General features: G+C 44.1%; 13 protein-coding genes and 5 tRNA genes. 5 read left to right on the top strand and 13 right to left on the bottom strand.

Annotated elements, in window-relative coordinates; genetic code table 11:
* The first annotated feature begins 160 nt into the window (after window positions 1–160).
* The 5 genes from FTU00_RS04990 (at window position 161) to FTU00_RS05010 (ending at window position 8,763) form a co-directional block, all read left to right on the top strand.
* Window positions 161–3,466, top strand: a complete 3,306-nt coding sequence (locus FTU00_RS04990; RefSeq protein WP_180179231.1) for a LysM peptidoglycan-binding domain-containing protein — start codon at window positions 161–163, stop codon at window positions 3,464–3,466.
* Between the two features lie 16 nt (window positions 3,467–3,482).
* Window positions 3,483–5,315, top strand: coding sequence for an extracellular solute-binding protein (locus FTU00_RS04995; protein WP_159123351.1), 1,833 nt, complete (start codon window positions 3,483–3,485; stop codon window positions 5,313–5,315).
* 22 nt (window positions 5,316–5,337) lie between these two features.
* Window positions 5,338–6,381 (top strand): microcin C ABC transporter permease YejB, encoded by a 1,044-nt coding sequence (yejB, locus tag FTU00_RS05000; protein ID WP_004782850.1) that lies wholly within the window; start codon window positions 5,338–5,340, stop codon window positions 6,379–6,381.
* A complete protein-coding gene (locus FTU00_RS05005) occupies window positions 6,381–7,391 on the top strand; it encodes an ABC transporter permease (RefSeq protein WP_166138250.1) in 1,011 nt (336 codons plus the stop codon). Before yejB ends, FTU00_RS05005 begins: the two co-directional genes overlap by 1 nt.
* Before the next feature lie 127 nt (window positions 7,392–7,518).
* On the top strand, window positions 7,519–8,763 hold the full coding sequence (locus FTU00_RS05010; RefSeq protein ID WP_180053185.1) for an NADH:flavin oxidoreductase/NADH oxidase family protein: 1,245 nt from the start codon (window positions 7,519–7,521) through the stop codon (window positions 8,761–8,763).
* A 66-nt stretch (window positions 8,764–8,829) separates the two neighbouring features.
* Here FTU00_RS05010 and FTU00_RS05015 read toward each other — a convergent pair whose 3' ends face one another.
* The 13 genes from FTU00_RS05015 to pyrC form a co-directional block, all read right to left on the bottom strand.
* Window positions 8,830–10,251, bottom strand: coding sequence for an iron-containing redox enzyme family protein (locus FTU00_RS05015; protein ID WP_180179232.1), 1,422 nt, complete (start codon window positions 10,249–10,251; stop codon window positions 8,830–8,832).
* Window positions 10,252–10,565: 314 nt separating this feature from the next.
* Window positions 10,566–10,641: transfer RNA gene (locus FTU00_RS05020), tRNA-Glu, on the bottom strand.
* Between the two features lie 45 nt (window positions 10,642–10,686).
* A tRNA-Glu gene (locus FTU00_RS05025) sits at window positions 10,687–10,762 on the bottom strand.
* Between the two features lie 24 nt (window positions 10,763–10,786).
* A tRNA-Glu gene (locus FTU00_RS05030) sits at window positions 10,787–10,862 on the bottom strand.
* A 131-nt stretch (window positions 10,863–10,993) separates the two neighbouring features.
* Entirely contained in the window at window positions 10,994–11,905 is a 912-nt protein-coding gene (locus tag FTU00_RS05035; RefSeq protein ID WP_180002323.1) for an alpha/beta hydrolase, read from the bottom strand.
* A 248-nt stretch (window positions 11,906–12,153) separates the two neighbouring features.
* On the bottom strand, window positions 12,154–13,047 hold the full coding sequence (locus FTU00_RS05040; protein WP_180179233.1) for an alpha/beta fold hydrolase: 894 nt from the start codon (window positions 13,045–13,047) through the stop codon (window positions 12,154–12,156).
* An 84-nt stretch (window positions 13,048–13,131) separates the two neighbouring features.
* The gene (locus FTU00_RS05045; protein ID WP_163171691.1) at window positions 13,132–14,544 is read right to left on the bottom strand and encodes an amino acid permease; all 1,413 of its coding nucleotides are present in this window, start codon (window positions 14,542–14,544) and stop codon (window positions 13,132–13,134) included.
* Between the two features lie 109 nt (window positions 14,545–14,653).
* Window positions 14,654–14,729, bottom strand: a tRNA-Glu gene (locus FTU00_RS05050).
* 210 nt (window positions 14,730–14,939) lie between these two features.
* Window positions 14,940–16,370 (bottom strand): amino acid permease, encoded by a 1,431-nt coding sequence (locus FTU00_RS05055; RefSeq protein ID WP_159123358.1) that lies wholly within the window; start codon window positions 16,368–16,370, stop codon window positions 14,940–14,942.
* 132 nt (window positions 16,371–16,502) lie between these two features.
* Window positions 16,503–16,658, bottom strand: a complete 156-nt coding sequence (locus FTU00_RS05060) for a hypothetical protein (protein ID WP_004782839.1) — start codon at window positions 16,656–16,658, stop codon at window positions 16,503–16,505.
* Between the two features lie 161 nt (window positions 16,659–16,819).
* A tRNA-Glu gene (locus tag FTU00_RS05065) sits at window positions 16,820–16,895 on the bottom strand.
* Between the two features lie 20 nt (window positions 16,896–16,915).
* Entirely contained in the window at window positions 16,916–17,575 is a 660-nt protein-coding gene (gene rnt / locus FTU00_RS05070) for a ribonuclease T (RefSeq protein WP_034704922.1), read from the bottom strand.
* Entirely contained in the window at window positions 17,560–18,594 is a 1,035-nt protein-coding gene (pyrC, locus tag FTU00_RS05075; protein WP_004782837.1) for a dihydroorotase, read from the bottom strand. Before pyrC ends, rnt begins: the two co-directional genes overlap by 16 nt.
* Between the last annotated feature and the right edge of the window lie 52 nt (window positions 18,595–18,646).

An 18,646-nucleotide genomic window follows, 5' to 3' on the forward strand; every position in this document is an offset into this window, starting at 1 on the left:
ACGCAAATACGCTTGATGCGTCTAGATGCACCAGTTTTTTTAATTTCTTGTAACATTTAACGTGAAATCGGGGTAAATTAATGCCTTGTGTCCACGACATGCTTCACTACAATGGCATATCTAAAAAATAAATTTATATACGAATTGTTTGGATTTCTTTATGTATAAACCAACCGCAATTTTGTGGCAGCCCGCATTACCAGCATTTTTAAAATTTTCTGTACTTGGAACGGCTCTCGCTTCCTTGGGACTGACGGGCTGTTCTTCTACACAAAGTGCGACCCAGAAAGCGTCAAGCAAGCAGGTTGGCTCACAATATCTAGATGCAAGCAGTTTGGATGGGCTGGAAGATTTACTTTCTGCAACGGATATGCGTGCGGTTGAAGGTGACCGCTTACTGATTTTGAAGCATGGTGATATCTGGAAACGGATGACCGTGGGTTTCAAGATGGATCTGAATACCTGGAATCCGCGTATTGATGCGCAGCGTGGCTGGTTTATTTCCCGTCAGCCTTATCTGGACCGCCTGAGTGCCCGTGCATCGCGCTATTTATATTACACGGTGAAAGAAGCTGAGCGCCGTGGCATGCCTACGGAACTGGCTTTATTACCGATTATTGAAAGTTCTTATGACCCGGCGGCGACCAGTAGTGCAGCAGCGGCAGGTTTATGGCAGTTCATTCCGAGTACCGGCCGTATTTATGGTTTGAAACAAACCTCACTTTACGATGGCCGTCGTGATGTGGTGGAATCGACCCGTGCGGCTTATGAATTCTTGGGTAGCTTATATAACCAGTTTGGTTCGTGGGAATTGGCTTTGGCCTCTTATAATGCCGGTCCAGGCCGTATCCAGCAGGCGATTAACCGTAATAAGGCCGCAGGTTTACCTACCGATTACTGGTCCTTGAAACTGCCTCAGGAAACCATGAACTATGTGCCGCGTTTCCTGGCAGTTGCGCAGATTGTGAAAAATCCGGGTACTTATGGTGTGAGTTTGCCACCGATTGCCAACCGTCCTCACTTCCGTGAAGTGACTGTCGGTGCAGCCAATTTAAATGAGATCGCAGCGATTACGGGTTTAAGTCGTGCTGAACTGTATCAGCTTAACCCGGGACATCGTGGTGACCGTATTGATCCGGAAAGTCCACGCCGTATTTTGATTCCGGCTGACTTAAGTCCATCGATAGATGAAAAACTGAAAAAATTGCAATCTAGCTCAAGCGGCTTATGGGCAGGTACTGTCAGTAACTCGCCTAAAACGACCACTACTACAGTAGCTCCAAAGCCAGCTGTAGCACCAGCATCAATCAGTACCATCATCGTACCTGCCAAGCAGACACCACCGGTGCTTGCCACTACGACTGCTAAGACTGCAACAGCGACTAAAGCTCCAACTACGACAACAACATCTAAACCAACTACGACTACACCAGCAGCAATTTCTACCACGACGACACCAAATTTAACTGCACAAACCACCAAACGGGTCAGCACACCACGTGGTTCCGAAGCACTTGCTGAATTTGCTGCAAAAAGTGAATTGCCTATTCCAAGCGCGCCACGTATTCCGGTTGCTGTGACGCCAGTTGCTTCGGTGAAGCCTATCCAGGTCGAGCCACCAATTACCGCAGCTGAACGTCAGCAAATCCAGAAAGTGGTATCAGCAGAAGAAATTAATAAGACCGTGGATGAGCTTTTACAACCTGTGGCGACTGCAGCTGAACAGGCACAGGTCATTGAAGAGCTCAAAGCACTGGCACCTGCAGGTACAGAAATTGTTGACCCTTACGATGGCAAGATTAAACTGACTGCAATTCAGACCAGTCAGTCTATTGCCGAGCAGCAGGGTAAGGAGCTGACCAAAGGATTCTCATATCCGAAAGAAGTCGCTGTAAACACCAGTGCAGATTCAGTTGAAGCTCGACTCAATCAGGGCAAAAACTATGTCAAGACTGATTCAGAAGTCGTGGTTGTGGCACCGAAAGGTAAGCGCAGTACCTATAAGGTTTTACCGGGTGATAATCTGGCATTGATCGCAGCCAAAAATGGCGTGAACTGGCGTGATGTCGCGAAATGGAACCAGATTGATCCAAACTCTACATTATATGTGGGCACCACAATTTATCTCTATGATGCCAAGCCAGTTCAGGAAGCACCGAAAGCCAAAGAGAAACCGGAAAGCTATGTGGTTCAGGCCAATGATTCTTTGACCAGCGTTGCCAGCCAGTTCGGCCTGAGCGTTAAACAGTTGGCTGATTATAATGATCTGAGTACGACCAGCGGTTTATTTGTTGGGCAAAAGCTTTCCCTGAAAGAAAGTGCCAGCAAAGCGAAAGCTGAAGACAGTAAAAAAGCCGAAACTGCCAAAGTTCAGACCAAGTCCTATACCGTTAAACGTGGTGAGTATCTGAAATTGATTGCAGATCGCTACGCATTGTCGAATGCAGAACTTGCTGCACTAACTCCGGGTTTAACTGCGGGTAGCAGTTTGATGGTCGGACAGAAGATTAATGTTCCTCTTAATGAAGTTGAAGAACTGACTGCGAGCAGTAAGAAAACCGAAAAAGTCGAACAGAAGTTTGAGAACGTTAAGGTTGATCATACGCCAACAGAAAACTATCAGGTCAAACGTGGTGAAACCCTGTACAGCATTGCCAATCAAAGTAAATTGACGGTATCTGAACTGGCAGCGTTAAATGGCCTGTCTGCAAACAGCGGCTTACGCATTGGTCAAACCATCAAGATTCCAGCTGGTAGTCAGGTTCCTGACAGTTATACGGTTCAATCGGGTGATACACTGACCGGAATTGCAGCAAAATATAATCTGTCGATGGATCAAATTGCTAACCTGAACAATATTTCCCGTAGTGCCAATCTGCGTGTGGGTCAGCATCTAAAATTATCTGGCAGTCCTGAACCTGTGCAGGAAGTGGTCACCGAGACTCAGGAAAAGAATGTCAAATCAGATACTCATATCGTGAAATCTGGTGAAACCTTAAGCTCGATTGCCCGCCAATATCATCTGCAATTACGCTATCTGGCAGACCTGAACGGCCTAAGCACCACTAGCAATGTGCGGATTGGACAGCGTTTAAAAATTAATGAAGATATTCAGATCGCCAAAAAAGAGCCGGTAGTGAAAGTCGCAACAAAATCTGCATCTTCTAAGGCAACAGAATCCTATACGGTAAAATCCGGGGAATCTCTGATTGCGATTGCCAATCGTGTAGGAGTACCCGTTACTGATCTGGCGAGCCTGAACAATCTTAGTCCACGTGCCGGTTTACGTGTGGGCCAAACGCTTCAGCTTCCAAAACTTGTCACTGAATACAAGGTGAAGCGTGGCGATACCTTGATCGGCCTGGCATCCCGTTATGGTATGGCAACCAATGAACTGGCAGAAATGAATGAACTGAAACCCAATACTCAATTGCGTATTGGTGATGTGATTAAGGTTCCAAACTAATTTCTGGATCGTGAAATTGTTTAATCCCGTCCATGTTTTATGGATTCTTGCTGCCCCCTGGATCATCAGTTCCAGCGGGGCAGCAGTCATTACGACGCCATATATTGCACTGCATAGTGTACCCAAATATACACAGGCTAAATCTCTGCCTTATGCCAATCCGCAAGCGCCCAAAGGCGGTGTCCTGATTCAGGCAGCTGATGGCAGTTTTGATAACCTGAACAGCATGAATGGTAAGGGGAATGTCACTGAAGGGGTTAATTATATTTTTGACAGCCTCATGTCAAAATCCCTGGATGAACCCGGCGTCTATTATCCTTTGCTGGCGGAGAAAGTCAGTTTTGACCCAAAGCAGACCGCTTATATTATTTTCCATTTAAATCCTAAAGCCAGATTCAGTAATGGTCAGCCAGTGACGGCTAAGGATGTGAAATACAGTTTTGATCTGTACCAGACCCAGTCTAATTTCGGCTTGCAGATGTATCTGGCAGATATTAAAAAAACCGAAGTCCTGTCACCTTCAAAAGTTAAGATTAGTTTTAAATCTCGCCATAATCCGGAAATGGCGATGATTGTGACGCAAATGCCGATCTATTCTCAGCAGGAGTGGCAAAAGCGCAACTTCAAGGACATTAACCTGAAACCGATCTTGGGTTCTGGGCCCTATGTGATTGAACGTATTGATGCAGGACGCAGTATTTCCTATAAACGTAATCCGCATTATTGGGGTAAAGACCTGCTGGTCAATCGCGGCCGTTATAATTTTGATCGCATACAGTATCGCTATTACCGTAGTCCGGAAATCAAGTTTGAGGCATTTAAATCTGGCCAGTTTACGCTGCATGAAGAAAAACAGGTCAACCGCTGGGTAAGTGATTATCGGTTTCCTGCGGTACAGCAAGGCCAAATCAAAACCTATCGTTTTCAGCATCACAATCCGATTCCAACCCAAAGCCTGATTTTTAATACGCGACGTCAGCCCTTTGCTGATATTCGCTTCCGGCAAGCTTTAACTCTGGCCTATGATTTTGAATGGCTAAATAAAGCCTTGTTTCATGGAGAATATCAGCGTCTGAACAGCTTTTTTAGTAATAGTGAACTGGCATCTACAAGCAAGCCGAGTGCTCAGGAGCTGAAAATATTACAACCAAATTTATCTAAATTGCATCCGGTGCAACGTCAGGCGGTATTACAGGATTGGCATTATCCGCAATCAGATGCCTCCGGGTTTAACCGCAAAAATTTATTACAGGCGCGACAAATTTTATTGAATGCCGGTTACCGTTATCAGCAGGGGAAACTGGTGACTGCTCAAGGTCAACCTGTACAGATTGAATTTCTACTGCATCAGGCTGAACAGCAGCGTCATCTGATGCCTTATCTACGGCATTTGAAACGTTTAGGAATTCAGGCTCACATTCGGATGGTGGAAACGGCTCAGTATTATGAGCGACTAAGAAATTATCAGTTTGATATGATTATGGATACCATGCCGCAATCGCTGACACCGGGGCAGGAACAGAAACAGTTTTGGGGCAGTGAGGCGGCACGTCAGCCTGGCAATTATAATTATGCCGGTATTCAAAATCCGGTGATTGATCGGGTAATTGATCAGGTGGTTCAGGCACAAAGCCGGGAGCAGCTGATTTATAGTACCCGAGCTTTAGATCGTTTATTGCGAGCCGGTTATTATCATATTCCGACCTATGGTACGGGTGAATACTGGTATGCTTACTGGAATATGTATCGGCAGCCCAAGATCAAGCCCAAGCTTTCTGCGGGTATTGATTACTGGTGGGTGGATACAGCTAAAGCCAGACAAGTGGCACCGTACTTAAAATATCGCTAGGTTTTCAGCTTTGGGGAGTGCCATGAGCACTTATATCGTCAAACGTTTGCTTCTTATGATTCCGACATTATTGATGGTTTTACTGATCAATTTTGTGGTGATTCAGCTTGCACCGGGTGGTCCAGTGGAACAGGCTATCTATCAGTCACAGCATGCGAATAATTTGGCGATTGGTGGCTTGCAGTATCAGGGACAGCAAGGCCTGACGCCCGAAATGCTGGAGCAGATCAAGATTCAGTATGGATTTGATCAACCGGTTCATCTACGGTTCTGGGAAATGTTGAAAAGCTATGCCCAATTTGATTTAGGCCAGAGTTTTTTTAAAGGCCAAGCTGTGACTGAACTGATCTGGGAAAAATTGCCAGTTTCACTGTCTTTAGGTTTCTGGAGTACCTTGCTGATCTATCTGGTTTCTATTCCTCTTGGCATCCAGAAAGCCAAAAAGCATGGCAGTCTGTTTGATCAAACGACGTCTTTGCTGCTGGCTGTGGGCTATGCCATTCCAGCCTTTATCTTTGCCATTTTGCTGATTGTATTTTTTGCAGGTGGTTCCTATCTGCAATGGTTTCCTTTACAAGGATTAAGCTCGGAAAATTTTGATGAATTATCTTTCTTTGGAAAAATTCAGGATTATTTCTGGCATATGGCTTTGCCGCTACTGGCCATGGTGCTAGGTGGTTTTGCACGGCTGACTTATCTGGTGAAATTTTCCTTTATGGAAGAACTCAGTAAACACTATGTACTGGCAGCAAAAGCGAAGGGACTACAGGAAAGGGCAGTACTCTATCGGCATGTACTGCGCAATGCAGTGCTGGTGTTGATCGCTGGATTGCCAGAAGCTTTGCTCGGTATTTTATTTGTCGGGAACCTGTTTATTGAAATCATCTTTAATCTGGATGGTTTGGGCATGCTGGGATTTGAAGCGATTCTGCAGCGGGATTATCCGGTCATTTTTGGAACTTTGTTTATTTTTACTTTATTGGGCTTGGTGCTACGTTTGATCAGTGATGTGCTGTATCGGGTAATTGATCCCCGGATTCATTTCGATTCGCGAGGATTGAAATAATGTCACCAATGCTACGCGCCAGCCTGCAACGTTTTAAAAATAATAAAACCGGATTTGCCTGCTGCATTGCCTTTGTCATTATTTTTATCTTGTCACTTGGTGCTGAGCTGATCGCTAACGATAAGCCTTTACTGATCAAGTATGAGGACTCCTATTATCTGCCAGTAATAAAGTCATATCCTGAAACGACTTTTGGGGGTGTCTTTGAAACTGAAGCCGAGTATCAGGATCCTGCGGTACAGCAGCTGATTAATGCCAAAGGCTGGGCAATCTGGCCGGTGATCCGCTTCGGCTATGACACACCCAATTTGGCACTCGATATTCCAGTACCTTCACCTCCAAGCAGGCAAAATTGGCTAGGAACAGATGATCAGGGACGGGATGTGCTGGCACGGATTCTATATGGCTTGCGTATTTCCTTGCTGTTTGGCTTTGCACTGACTTTGCTGTCGGCAGGATTAGGTGTGCTGGTCGGTGCAGTTCAAGGCTATTATGGTGGCTGGATTGACCTGATCGGGCAACGTGCACTTGAGGTCTGGAGCAGCCTGCCGATGCTGTTTATGGTCATGATTCTGGTCAGTGTGTTTAGTCCGAATATTTACTGGCTATTTGTGATCATGCTATTTTTTGGCTGGACAACACTGGTGTCGATGGTGCGCGCTGAATTTTTACGGGCCAGAAATCTGGAATATGTCTGGGCAGCGAAAAGTATTGGTGCAGGGCATGGCCGGATCATGTTCAGGCATATTTTACCCAATGTGATGGGTTCCAGCCTGTCACAACTACCTTTTATGCTGACTGCCAATATTAGCGCACTAACTGCACTGGACTTTTTAGGTTATGGTTTGCCACCCGAAACCGCTTCTCTAGGTGAATTATTACTGCAGGGTAAAAATAATCTCAATGCGCCGTGGTTGGCTTTATCCGGGTTTCTGACTTTAGCCATTGTCTTGTCTTTACTCATCTATATCGGTGAAGCCATCCGGGATGCTTTCGATCCCAAAATTTAAAATGATTTTTTAAGACTGATTTAATATCTACAAATAAAATTTGTATCCATTTGACAATATGAATTGTCAATTATGGCAAGTTAGGTTATAACACATACAAAATAAGATAAACATTTCAGGAAAGTACATGACACAATTGGCCGATTCCATCCAGATCCGTAATACCCAGTTTAAAAACCGTATCATTAAAGGTGCCATGAGTGAGGCGTTGGCCAATGATGCAGGCCAACCCAATCAGGCCCATTTAAAGTTATATGAAGCTTGGGCCAAAGGTGGTTTAGGCTGTGCGATTACGGGTAATGTCATGGTGGATTTTCGTGCCAAGAATGAACCCGGTGTAGTGGTAGTAGAAACTGAACGTGACCTGGAAAAGTTAAAAGCTTGGGCGAATGTCGGCAAACGTCATGGCATGGTGCAACTGGTACAGTTATCTCATCCTGGACGTCAGTGCCCAAAAGGCTTGAATAAAGAAACCGTAGCACCTTCAGCTGTACCTTTTAGTCCAGCATTGGCGATGAGTTTCGGTACGCCACGTGAACTGCGTGAAGATGAAATTTTAGATATTATCCAGCGCTTTGCGACTTCAGCTGCCATTTGCGAAAAGGCGGGATTTGAAGGCGTGCAGTTACATGGGGCGCATGGTTATCTAATTAGCCAGTTTTTATCGCCCCTGACCAATAAGCGCCAAGACCAGTGGGGTGGCAGTATTGAAAACCGCAGCCGATTCTTGCTAGAGGCTTATAAGGCAGTGCGTGCAGCAACTTCAGAGAATTTTATCATTTCAGTGAAATTAAACTCGGCAGACTTTCAGCGCGGTGGCATTAGTGAAGAAGACGTTATTTATGTCTTTAAGGCGATGGATGCAGTCGGGATCGATATGATTGAAGTTTCTGGCGGAACCTATGAAGCACCTGCAATGGCCGGAGTAAAAGCAGAGAAACGTAAAGCATCAACGGTTGCCCGCGAAGCCTATTTCCTCGATTTTGCCGAAAAGATCCGTCAGGAAGTTAATTGTTATTTAATGGTGACGGGGGGCTTCCGTACCGCAGTGGGTATGAATGCAGCCCTTGACAGCGGCGCATGTGATTTTGTCGGTATTGCACGTCCATTTGCGGTCGAGCCTGATCTGGGTAACCGTCTGGTGGCTGGACAGGATGTACGTTATGCAGTTGAGAAAATTAAAACCGGTATTCCAATGATCGATAAAATGGCGATTATGGAAATCATCTGGTATGCCGCACAATTTAAAGAAATTGCCAAAGGTAATCGACCAAATCCAAAACTGTCGCCTTTAAAGGTATTTTTAAATTACGTAAAAGGTAATGTGAAAGCTGTGATTAAAGGTCAGATCAATTCACGTAAATCGGCTTAATTTGTATAATGCATTGAAGCAAAAACAGGGCATATAAAATGCCCTGTTTTTTTATGAATGACCTTTTTAAGAATAAGTCATGGCTTGAGTCTGAAAAGGGAAGAGCAACTGAGAAAGCTGACGTGTTGCCCACAAGCCCACTTCCTGATGATGCATATGCGGTGCCACGTAAGGAATCAATAAATCAATCTTTTGTTCGGCAGCAGCGCAGCGATTCAGACGGCTTTTCAGCTGATGGATCTGTTGCTGGTCAATACGGTTCAATACCGGTTCCATCTGGTTATGAACTTGAGATCTGCTACGTGATGACAGACGAGCGGCAAAAGTCTCACCTTGAATCCAGTCTTTAATAATCTGTTTTTCAGTCGCATTAAATACACCAAACATTTTGCCATCTGGATCATCAATCATTTTCCAGAACCGGCTTTGTTCTACAGGTGCATCTTTTACAATCCAGCCTTTTTCAATCATGACTTTCAAGAAGTCTGCAATCTGTGCCGGATCGGATAACCACTCATTAATGGTCTTGCCACTAAACTGGCATTTCTGGTTATGGATATATTGTCCAATCAGCGCTTTGTTCTGAAATACTTTCAAAGCCAGTTTTTCAGTATCCAGTTGCTTGATGATCTGGGAAGAACTTTTACCAATGTCATTCAGCACATAACCTTTTTTAATCAGGTCTAGATACTGGGCAGGATCTTCAGCGAGTGCATACTGATCTAAATAGGCTTGCAGCGATTTTTGTGCATGACCGTTGTGAGCATTATCAATGGTAATGTGTACATTGAAATAATGTGGATCAATACCGAGTTCAGACAGCTCATAATTGGTAATTAACAGATGTAATGGCAGCTGCTCATAACCCAGATTGAAACCAATTACTAACGGCAGATATTCTGGCGGCGCATAGGCCAAAGCCAGCTGCACGGCTGCTTGTTCATAATAGCTGGCATCCAGTTGCTCAGCATAGCTGTTCAGCTCATAATGATTCAGCAAGTCCTGATACATGGTGACATGATTGGCACGGGTATGACCCATGCCTAGTTCTTCCAGATAGATATAAATCAGGTCTTTGGTTTCCGGACGATTCCAGTTTTGCACAGTTGAATACAGCCATGAGCCGTCTACCAGTTTTACAGGTGCGACTTTGGCCAGGAACTCAAATGCATGTGACACAGTCGGGAAGTATTCACGTCCTTGCTGCTGTCTACGCCGCTCTACATAAGACTGGAAGATTGCGCAGATTTGGTGGTGCTGTTCCAGAAAATGTTGCTCTACATGTCTGGGTTGATCCAGCCATTCCAGCCCAGCCACATCAACTTGCTGGATTAAATCTCTTAAATAGTTCTCAGCCTGTTCGGTCTTTACTGCCGTCGAAATCTGTTGATCTTGAAAGAAGTTGACCCAATCTTTAAAGTTATTAAATTGATGATTATGATTTTTAATAGATGATTCAGGCGAACTTAACTTTGTACTGACGAACATAATCTGATCCTTGCAGATATATTATGCTTTCTAACTTAACGGCATGCTTATACCACGGGTGTTGATTTTTTGTTCGGATTTATAGTGCGATTGCTGTAAATGAAAATGAATGGATAACGAGTTGAAGAGAAATGTAAAAGAATAAGATTTTTGAATGAATTATTTATAAACAAATAAAATTGCAATCGAGACAATTTGATCAAACGTTAAAAACAGGAATGAAGGAACAAGCAAAAAAACAAATAATAAAAAAGCCCAAGTCATCATGCTTGGGCTTTTTTATGAGAAGTTAATTAAATTAACTATCTCGAATATGGCGTCCCTACGGGGATTCGAACCCCGGTTACCGCCGTGAAAGGGCGATGTCCTAGGCCTCTAGACGATAGGGACAATGTAGAAGTGATATTTTAAACCAGAACTTTTGATCTAAAGTAATGGCGTCCCTACGGGGATTCGAACCCCGGTTACCGCCGTGAAAGGGCGATGTCCTAGGCCTCTAGACGATAGGGACTTAATAAAATATTACTTCTGAAATTGGCGTCCCTACGGGGATTCGAACCCCGGTTACCGCCGTGAAAGGGCGATGTCCTAGGCCTCTAGACGATAGGGACGTTTCAGAGGTGGGCGTATATTAGGGTGAAAACAGGGGGGTGTCAAACGCTTTTCCAGAGTTTTTTGGAAATTTTCTTTTGAGTGCATAAATTTAAAACAATATTAGCAGAATACTTGAAAAATGCAGGATTTAGGCCGGATTTTTAAGCAATTCCAGAATGGCTTCAACAACCTGCGGATGCAGTAAATAGCCAGTAATATCATGTGGACGGTGAATATGCGTACGAATGCCATGATTGATGATTTCAGGTTCAAACTTGAATGGCGGTTCGGTAAGCGGAATGGCGGTGAGATAATCATCCGTTGAGTAGAAATTGATCCAGTCGCCTTTAATTGCCTTAGGTCGTACCACCGGCTGTGCCAAGCTGGATTGAATCACCTGAAAGGCTAATGGTGAACCTAAAGTAATAAAACGCTGTACATTCAGTTCAGGGTGCTGGATAAGATGATTATAGGCAATCACACTTCCTAAAGAATGGGCAATGACAATGCAGGGTTTGCGACCACTCAGTTGTCGGGCAATCCGTTCATGCACTTTCCTCATGAAATCAGGGTTATCGAGATAAAGATAAGTTTCAATCAGAAATCTCTGCAACAGAGTGCGATGCAGAGTGGGAAAATAATTGAGTAATAAGGCAAAATCCCGAAGCGCCACATTCCTGCCGAGGGCGGTAAAATAATTGAATTTCTGCCTGAAATCCATGGTGTCACTTGAACTGGGTTGGGCGAAATCGGTAATTGTGGGCCTACGCCAACCAGGACGTGGAACAGGGGCGGGAAGCTGAGGTTGAGCAGGCTTACGAAAAGGAAAGCTAGGCCATTCCTGGGGCATCAGGGTGCCAGCTTCTAGAATATTGCGGACGTTATAACGTGAAAGCAGATCGCCATAAAATGGAATACGAATGTGACGTTTTAAATAACTAAATCTGGCATCTTGTTGATGTTTACGCATCCCTTTTTGAAGTATATGTAGCCAGCGCTGCCGGATGGAGGCAGCGCTATGATGTTGCTGATTCATTCCATGAATAAAAATAACTTTCATCGACACCCCACTGAGTTCGATAGAATTATATTTACAGTATAGAAAATATTAACGTAGCAAAAGCAGCGCTTTTTGTGGTGTTAATGTGTAAATTATCTTTGATAAAACAATAATTAACAGACATATGTATATTTATAAAAGAGTCATAAATAAACCACAAAATGAGTAGGTATGAATAAAGAATTTTACTCAGCAGAAAAATAATGCAAAGGAAATAGTAAAATTAAATCTGTAAATTAAGGTGCTTTTTAGAGTAATTCCAGTAGGGCTTCGATGACTTCCGGATGCTGGACATAGCCATCAATATCATGCGGATGATAAATTGAAGTACGAATCTCCCGATTGATAATTGCCGGCTGAAACTGAAAAGGCGGTTCTGATAATGGAAAGGCAGTTAAAAAGTCATCACTGCAATAAAAATTAATCCAGTCACCTTTAATAGCTTTTGGCCGATGAACAGGCTGTGGCAAATGTTCCTGAATGACCCGGAAAGCCATTGGTGATCCCATGCTGATAAAACGCTGTACATTCAGTTCCGGGTGCAGAAGCAGATAATGATAGGCAATCACACTTCCTAAAGAATGAGCCATCAGGATACAGGGTTTATCGCCATGCAGTTGTTGACCAATTCGCTGATGTACCTGCTGCATGAATGTGGAATTCGCTAGATAAGAATAGGTTTCGATCAGAAATTTTTTGATCAGCGTATCATGCAGGCGAGGGAAATGATTCAGTAAAATCACAAAATCCCGTAATAGAGTATTCCGGCTTAATATACTAATAAACTTCAGCTTCTGGTTAAAGGTCATGGCATCCTCAACCTTTAGCTCGGGAATTTCACAAATTTCAGGTGAATATTGATTGAGATGGGGTGGTGGTGGCTGGGATTTAACTGGAGACTGGAAAGGAAAGCGAGGCCAGTCTTGCGGCATCAATGTACTGGCATTTAGCACATTATGTAAATGATGACGTGACAGTAAGTCGCCATAAAAAGGGATACGGATATGCCGTTTGAGGTAGGCAAAACGTGTTTGTTGATGCGACTGTTCCAGACCATGTTTTAGCAAACTCAGCCAACGTTGACGCAGGGACGCAGAGCTAAATTTCTGCTTATTCATGCCATGAATATAAATAATTTTCATCGACACACCACGCTGGCTGCCTAGAACATTTTCAGTATAAATAAAAAAGAGCAGCCGAAGCTGCTCTTTTAGTCATTTTAATGTTTAAGCATTTTTGTGATAGAACTTGTAGTAGCTGGCATAGCACAGTGCAATAAATACCAGACAGCCAAAGAAACTGATACGCATGCTCGGATCAAACACCATACTGATACAGGTAATCAGACAGAACAGAAAACCCAGAATCGGTACGATCGGGAACAATGGCGCAGCAAAATCAAGATCCTTTGCTGTTTTACCCTGTTTGTACCATTCGCGGCGGAAGTTGAACATGCTCAGACAGATGCTCATCCAGACCACTACCATGGTAAATGCTGCAATACCTAGCAAGTTAGTGAAGATGGTTTCCGGTGCGAACTGTTCAGACAACAAGCCAGGCATACCGCCAATCATGGTGACAATGACTGCAATATAAGGTACACCACGCGCATTTAAGCGGGAAAATACCGCTGGTAACTGTTTGCTGTAAGACAATGACCACATCATACGGGATGCAGCAAATAGACCTGAGTTAGCAGCAGATAGTAATGCTGTGATAATCACAAAGCGGATAATATCTTCGGCATAAGGAATACCGATATGCTGGAATACTGTCACGAATGGACTGCTACTGACACCTTCAGCTGCCAGACCTGCTTCCTGATGCGGAAGAAGGGAGGTCACCACAATAATCGTACCTACAAAGAAAATCAGTAAGCGGAAAATTGCAGTATTAATCGCTTTCGGTACATTTTTGGCCGGATCTTTTGTTTCACCCGCAGCCACACCAATCAATTCAGTTCCAGAGAAAGCAAAGTTTACAATCAGCATGGTGGTGAAGATTGGGAACAGACCTTCGGGGAACCAGCCTTGAGCTGTCAGGTTACTGAATAGCGGGGCAGCTTCCTGTCCTTGATAGCTTACTACACCAAAGATAGCGAGTAGGCCAAGCAGGATAAAGGTTACGACAGTAACGACTTTCACCAGTGCCAGCCAGAACTCGGACTCTGCAAACCAGCGAGTGGAAATCATATTCAGTGCGAATACGAAAGCACCAAAAATCAGTGTCCACATCCACATGGAGCTATCCGGGAACCATTCCTGCATTAATAAAGCTGCAGCGGTAAATTCAGTTCCCAGGGTCACTGACCAGGTCAGCCAGTATAGCCAGGTAATGGTGTAGCCAGTCCCCGGTCCAATATAGCGTTTGGCATAGGCGCCAAATGAGCCAGATTCGGGCATATGAACGGCAAGTTCACCCAGACATAGCATAACCATGTAAGCGATGATCCCGCCAAGGAGATAAGCAAGAATGGCACCTACAGGCCCCGTTTGTGCAATGACTTCACCCGAACCTAGAAATAGGCCTGTTCCGATTGCGCCACCAAGCGAAATCATGACCAGATGTCGAGTACTCATAGCGCGTTTTAAAGGCGCAGAATTGCCCTGATGCGTAGCATCATTCGGAGATGAGTGCATAGGAGTCAAAAAATAAAAGAATGAAGCGGGTTATTGTAGTGAAAAACTACAAATCTGCAACGTATTAATATGGATTATGTATAAGACTTGATCGTGAGCGATCAGATAATGGCGTCCCTACGGGGATTCGAACCCCGGTTACCGCCGTGAAAGGGCGATGTCCTAGGCCTCTAGACGATAGGGACGTTGCGAGGTGATGGCTATATTAAGGACTAAGCCGGACTTTGTCAAAAGAGTTTTTACTAAAATGTATTTAACAGTTTAAACATTAGGCAAAACAAAAACTTTATTTTATTAAGATATTATTTTCTGAACGGATTTACCTGATATGAAAAAATAAACCCAATCGGAATTGGGTTTATTAAAGAAATTATTTCAGTTCAAAAGTTTAGAACTTAAGCTTTTTGATGATAAAGCCAGTAATAACTTGCATAACATGCAGCCATAAACAATAAACAGCCAATAAAACCAGAGAGCATTTCAGGGTCAGCTGCCATACTCAGACCGGTTGCAGTACAAGTTACAAAACCTAGAGTGGGAACTAAGGGGAACCAAGGTGTACGGAATTTTAGTTCAGAGACGCTATGACCAGACTTCAGCCATTGGCGACGGAAATTAAACTGGCTCCAGCAGATACTCATCCAGACAATCACCATGGTAAAAGCGGCCACGCCCATCAGGTTTTTAAAGATGACATCTGCACCAAATTGTTCAGAGAGCAGACCAGGCAAGCCGCCAATCATGGTGACCCAAACTGCTACATAAGGCACGCCGGATTTGCTGACTTTGGCAAATAGTCGCGGTAACTGGTTTTGTGAAGACAATGCCCACATCATACGTGAAGCTGCATAGAGTCCAGAGTTTGCAGTAGAGAGCAGCGCAGTGATAATTACGAAACGAATGAAATCTTCGGCATAAGGAATACCCATCTGGGTAAACACGGATACAAACGGACTGCTGCTTAAGCCCCCATGACCACCGACCTGTAGACCTGCATCGGTATAAGTCAGTAACGAGCTGATCACAATGATGGTGCCAACAAAGAAAATCATCAGACGCCATACCGCAGCATGAATCGCTTTCGGTACATTTTTCTCAGGATTTTCGGTTTCACCGGCAGCGATCCCGATCATCTCGGTACCGTTAAAGGCAAAATTCACGATCAGCAGGGTAGTGAATAACGGAATTAAACCATTTGGCAGCCAGCCATGTTCAGTCAGATTGCTGAACAGCGGTGCGGATTCATAACCTTGGAATGGAATAAAGCCAAAGATACAGCCAAAGCCCAGAATAATGAAAATCAGTACAGTCGCAACTTTAACCAGTGACAGCCAGAATTCTGATTCAGCAAAGGTACGGGTTGAGCTTAAATTGGAGAGCAGTACACCTGCAGCAAAGATCAATGTCCATAACCAGATCGAAGTTTGGGGAAACCATTCCTGCATCAGAATCGCAGCGGCAGTAAATTCGGTACCCAAGGTGGCTGACCAGCCGAGCCAGTACATCCAGGACACCATATAGCCTGTACCCGGCCCAATATAATGGGTTGCAAAGGCACCAAAAGAACCAGACACGGGTAAATGTACGGCCAGTTCACCGAGGCAGAGCATTACCATATAGGCGATCAAGCCACCAATAATATAGGCCAGTACTGCGCCCAAAGGTCCAGCTTGTGAAATCACTTCACCGGAACCCATAAACAGGCCGGTACCAATAGCGCCACCAAGGGAAAGCATGATCAGATGACGTGTGCCCATGGCACGTTTTAACGACGGAGTTTGACCCTCAACAGACGAATGCTGTGAAGGTGGAGAGGGAGATTGCATAGCTCAATTAAAAGGAGAGATTTAAAAAAAGTATTTTAGTTTTAATTATGTGAAATATCACATAAATTGGAATTTCCTCATAAAGTTCTTCTTTTAATTTAAAAAATAAATATTTGCAAAGCCTCTTAAAAACTAGTGATCGGGAGTCTGGTATTGCTCAGTCGGTGTTTTTTCAGCAGGCGTAGTTTCTGCTCGGTTCTCAGCAGTTTTATCATCGCGACTGATCACATAAATATAAAGCGCTGAAGGTGCCAGAATAAGTAAAACAAGCAGGATTTTCTTTAGCATGGGAAAATTGATCAAAACCTAACATCAACTTGATTATAGCCTAAGCAAACGAGAAAGGGCACCAAACTCAGTCATGCGAAATTTATAACAATAGTATTGAAAGCAATAATAAGAAAAAGAGTTTTCTTGGAAAAAATGAAAGAAGAAGGGGATAAATAAGATGGCGTCCCTACGGGGATTCGAACCCCGGTTACCGCCGTGAAAGGGCGATGTCCTAGGCCTCTAGACGATAGGGACGTTTAGAAGATGGCGGTATCTTATTGATCCGCCACCAAAGTGTCAAGCAGGTGAGGTGCGAGTTTGTTTAAAATATAGCAAAACAGTTCCGCAGTCTTTTGCGTATCGTATAACGCAGAGTGTGCTTCTTTGCCATCAAACTCAATACCGGCCTGAATACAAGATTTAGCCAGAACCGTTTGACCAAACATCACCGCACTTAAAGTCACGGTATCAAACACAGAAAAACTGTGAAACGGATTCTGGTTTTTGGTTCCGGTACGGGCAATTGCTGCCTGTACAAAGCCCAAATCAAAATGCGCATTGTGACCGACCAAAACGGCATGCGTACAATTTTGCTGACGACGCACTTCATTGACCGATTTAAAAATACGTTTTAACGCGGTTTTTTCATCTTCAGCCATTGCGATCCGCATCGGATTTGACGGGTCAATCCCGATAAATTCCAAAGAGCGGCGATCCAGGTTGGCACCTTCGAAAGGATTGATATGTGCGTGGTAAGCTTCACCGGGCACAAACTGGCCATCTTCATTATAAACAATAGGAATGGCCGCAATTTCTAACAAGGCATCAGTCTGTGCATTAAAGCCTGCTGTTTCAACATCGACAACAACAGGCAAAAATCCACGGAAACGCTGACCAATGACTGGAAGAGTTTCATTTGTCACATTTTTCTCCATTGAATGGTTTTTCCTGCATATAGCGGAACGATTTGTTCACCATCCAAGTAGTCTAGACTTTCAGGAATAACTTGATCTTCTTTGACCAGCGTAATGGTTTTGGTATTACGTGGGAGGCCGTAGAAATCTGCACCAAAGTGGCTGGCAAAACCTTCTAGGCGGTCGATTTTACCTACTTGATCAAAGGCCTGAGCATATAACTCAATTGCAGTCGGAGCACTATAGCATCCTGCGCAGCCACACGCATTTTCTTTGGCATTTTTTGAGTGCGGTGCACTGTCGGTGCCTAAGAAAAATTTAGGATTACCGCTCGTTGCCACTTCAAGCAACGTTTGCTGATGCGTCTGACGTTTTAAAATTGGCAGACAATAGAAGTGCGGCTTGATCCCACCAACCAGCATATCATTACGGTTAAACAGTAAATGCTGTGGGGTAATAGTCGCAGCCACATTACGATCCTGTTCCAGTACGAAATTAGCTGCCTCGCTGGTAGTAATGTGTTCCAGAACCAGTTTCAGTTTCGGGAACTGTTTTAGTAATGGTGCTAAGACTTCATCAAGGAAACGTTTTTCACGGTCAAAAATATCGACATGATTATGCGTCACTTCACCGTGCAGCAATAAAGGCACCTGATGCTCTTCAAGCTGTTCAATGACTGAATATACTTTACGAATGTCGCTTACACCGCTATCCGAGTTGGTGGTTGCGCCAGCAGGGTAAAGTTTAATAGCATTGACATGCTCAGAATCTTTAATCTTTTTGACTTCACTTGGAGAGGTATTATCTGTGAAATACAGCACCATGCGTGGATCAAAATCGCTACCTTCAGGAACATGCGCCATAATACGTTCACGGTAGCTTAATGCTTCTTCCACAGTTTTAACCGGTGGAACAAGGTTCGGCATACAGATGGCGCGGGAAAACTGTTTAGCTAGATCAGGAACGGTGCGTTGCAGAGCGTGACCATCACGCAGGTGGGCATGCCAGTCGTCTGGCTGGAGAAGGGTAATCGTATTCAAGGCGAATTCAATCGGAGAAATAAAACAAATGATAATGCATCTATGCCTAAAA

It is taken from the genome of Acinetobacter sp. YH12041 (genome assembly GCF_013419975.1).
In the GTDB taxonomy this organism is placed as follows: domain Bacteria; phylum Pseudomonadota; class Gammaproteobacteria; order Pseudomonadales; family Moraxellaceae; genus Acinetobacter.

Bases quoted from the DNA above. Each gene is read 5' to 3' on its own strand.
- FTU00_RS05055 (WP_159123358.1), bottom strand. From the start codon at position 16,370: ATGCAATCTCCCTCTCCACCTTCACAGCATTCGTCTGTTGAGGGTCAA.
- FTU00_RS05015 (WP_180179232.1), bottom strand. From the start codon at position 10,251: ATGTTCGTCAGTACAAAGTTAAGTTCGCCTGAATCATCTATTAAAAAT.
- FTU00_RS05060 (WP_004782839.1), bottom strand. From the start codon at position 16,658: ATGCTAAAGAAAATCCTGCTTGTTTTACTTATTCTGGCACCTTCAGCG.
- yejB (WP_004782850.1), top strand. From the start codon at position 5,338: ATGAGCACTTATATCGTCAAACGTTTGCTTCTTATGATTCCGACATTA.
- FTU00_RS04990 (WP_180179231.1), top strand. From the start codon at position 161: ATGTATAAACCAACCGCAATTTTGTGGCAGCCCGCATTACCAGCATTT.
- FTU00_RS05035 (WP_180002323.1), bottom strand. From the start codon at position 11,905: ATGAAAGTTATTTTTATTCATGGAATGAATCAGCAACATCATAGCGCT.
- rnt (WP_034704922.1), bottom strand. From the start codon at position 17,575: ATGGAGAAAAATGTGACAAATGAAACTCTTCCAGTCATTGGTCAGCGT.
- FTU00_RS05045 (WP_163171691.1), bottom strand. From the start codon at position 14,544: ATGCACTCATCTCCGAATGATGCTACGCATCAGGGCAATTCTGCGCCT.
- FTU00_RS05010 (WP_180053185.1), top strand. From the start codon at position 7,519: ATGACACAATTGGCCGATTCCATCCAGATCCGTAATACCCAGTTTAAA.
- FTU00_RS05040 (WP_180179233.1), bottom strand. From the start codon at position 13,047: ATGAAAATTATTTATATTCATGGCATGAATAAGCAGAAATTTAGCTCT.
- FTU00_RS05005 (WP_166138250.1), top strand. From the start codon at position 6,381: ATGTCACCAATGCTACGCGCCAGCCTGCAACGTTTTAAAAATAATAAA.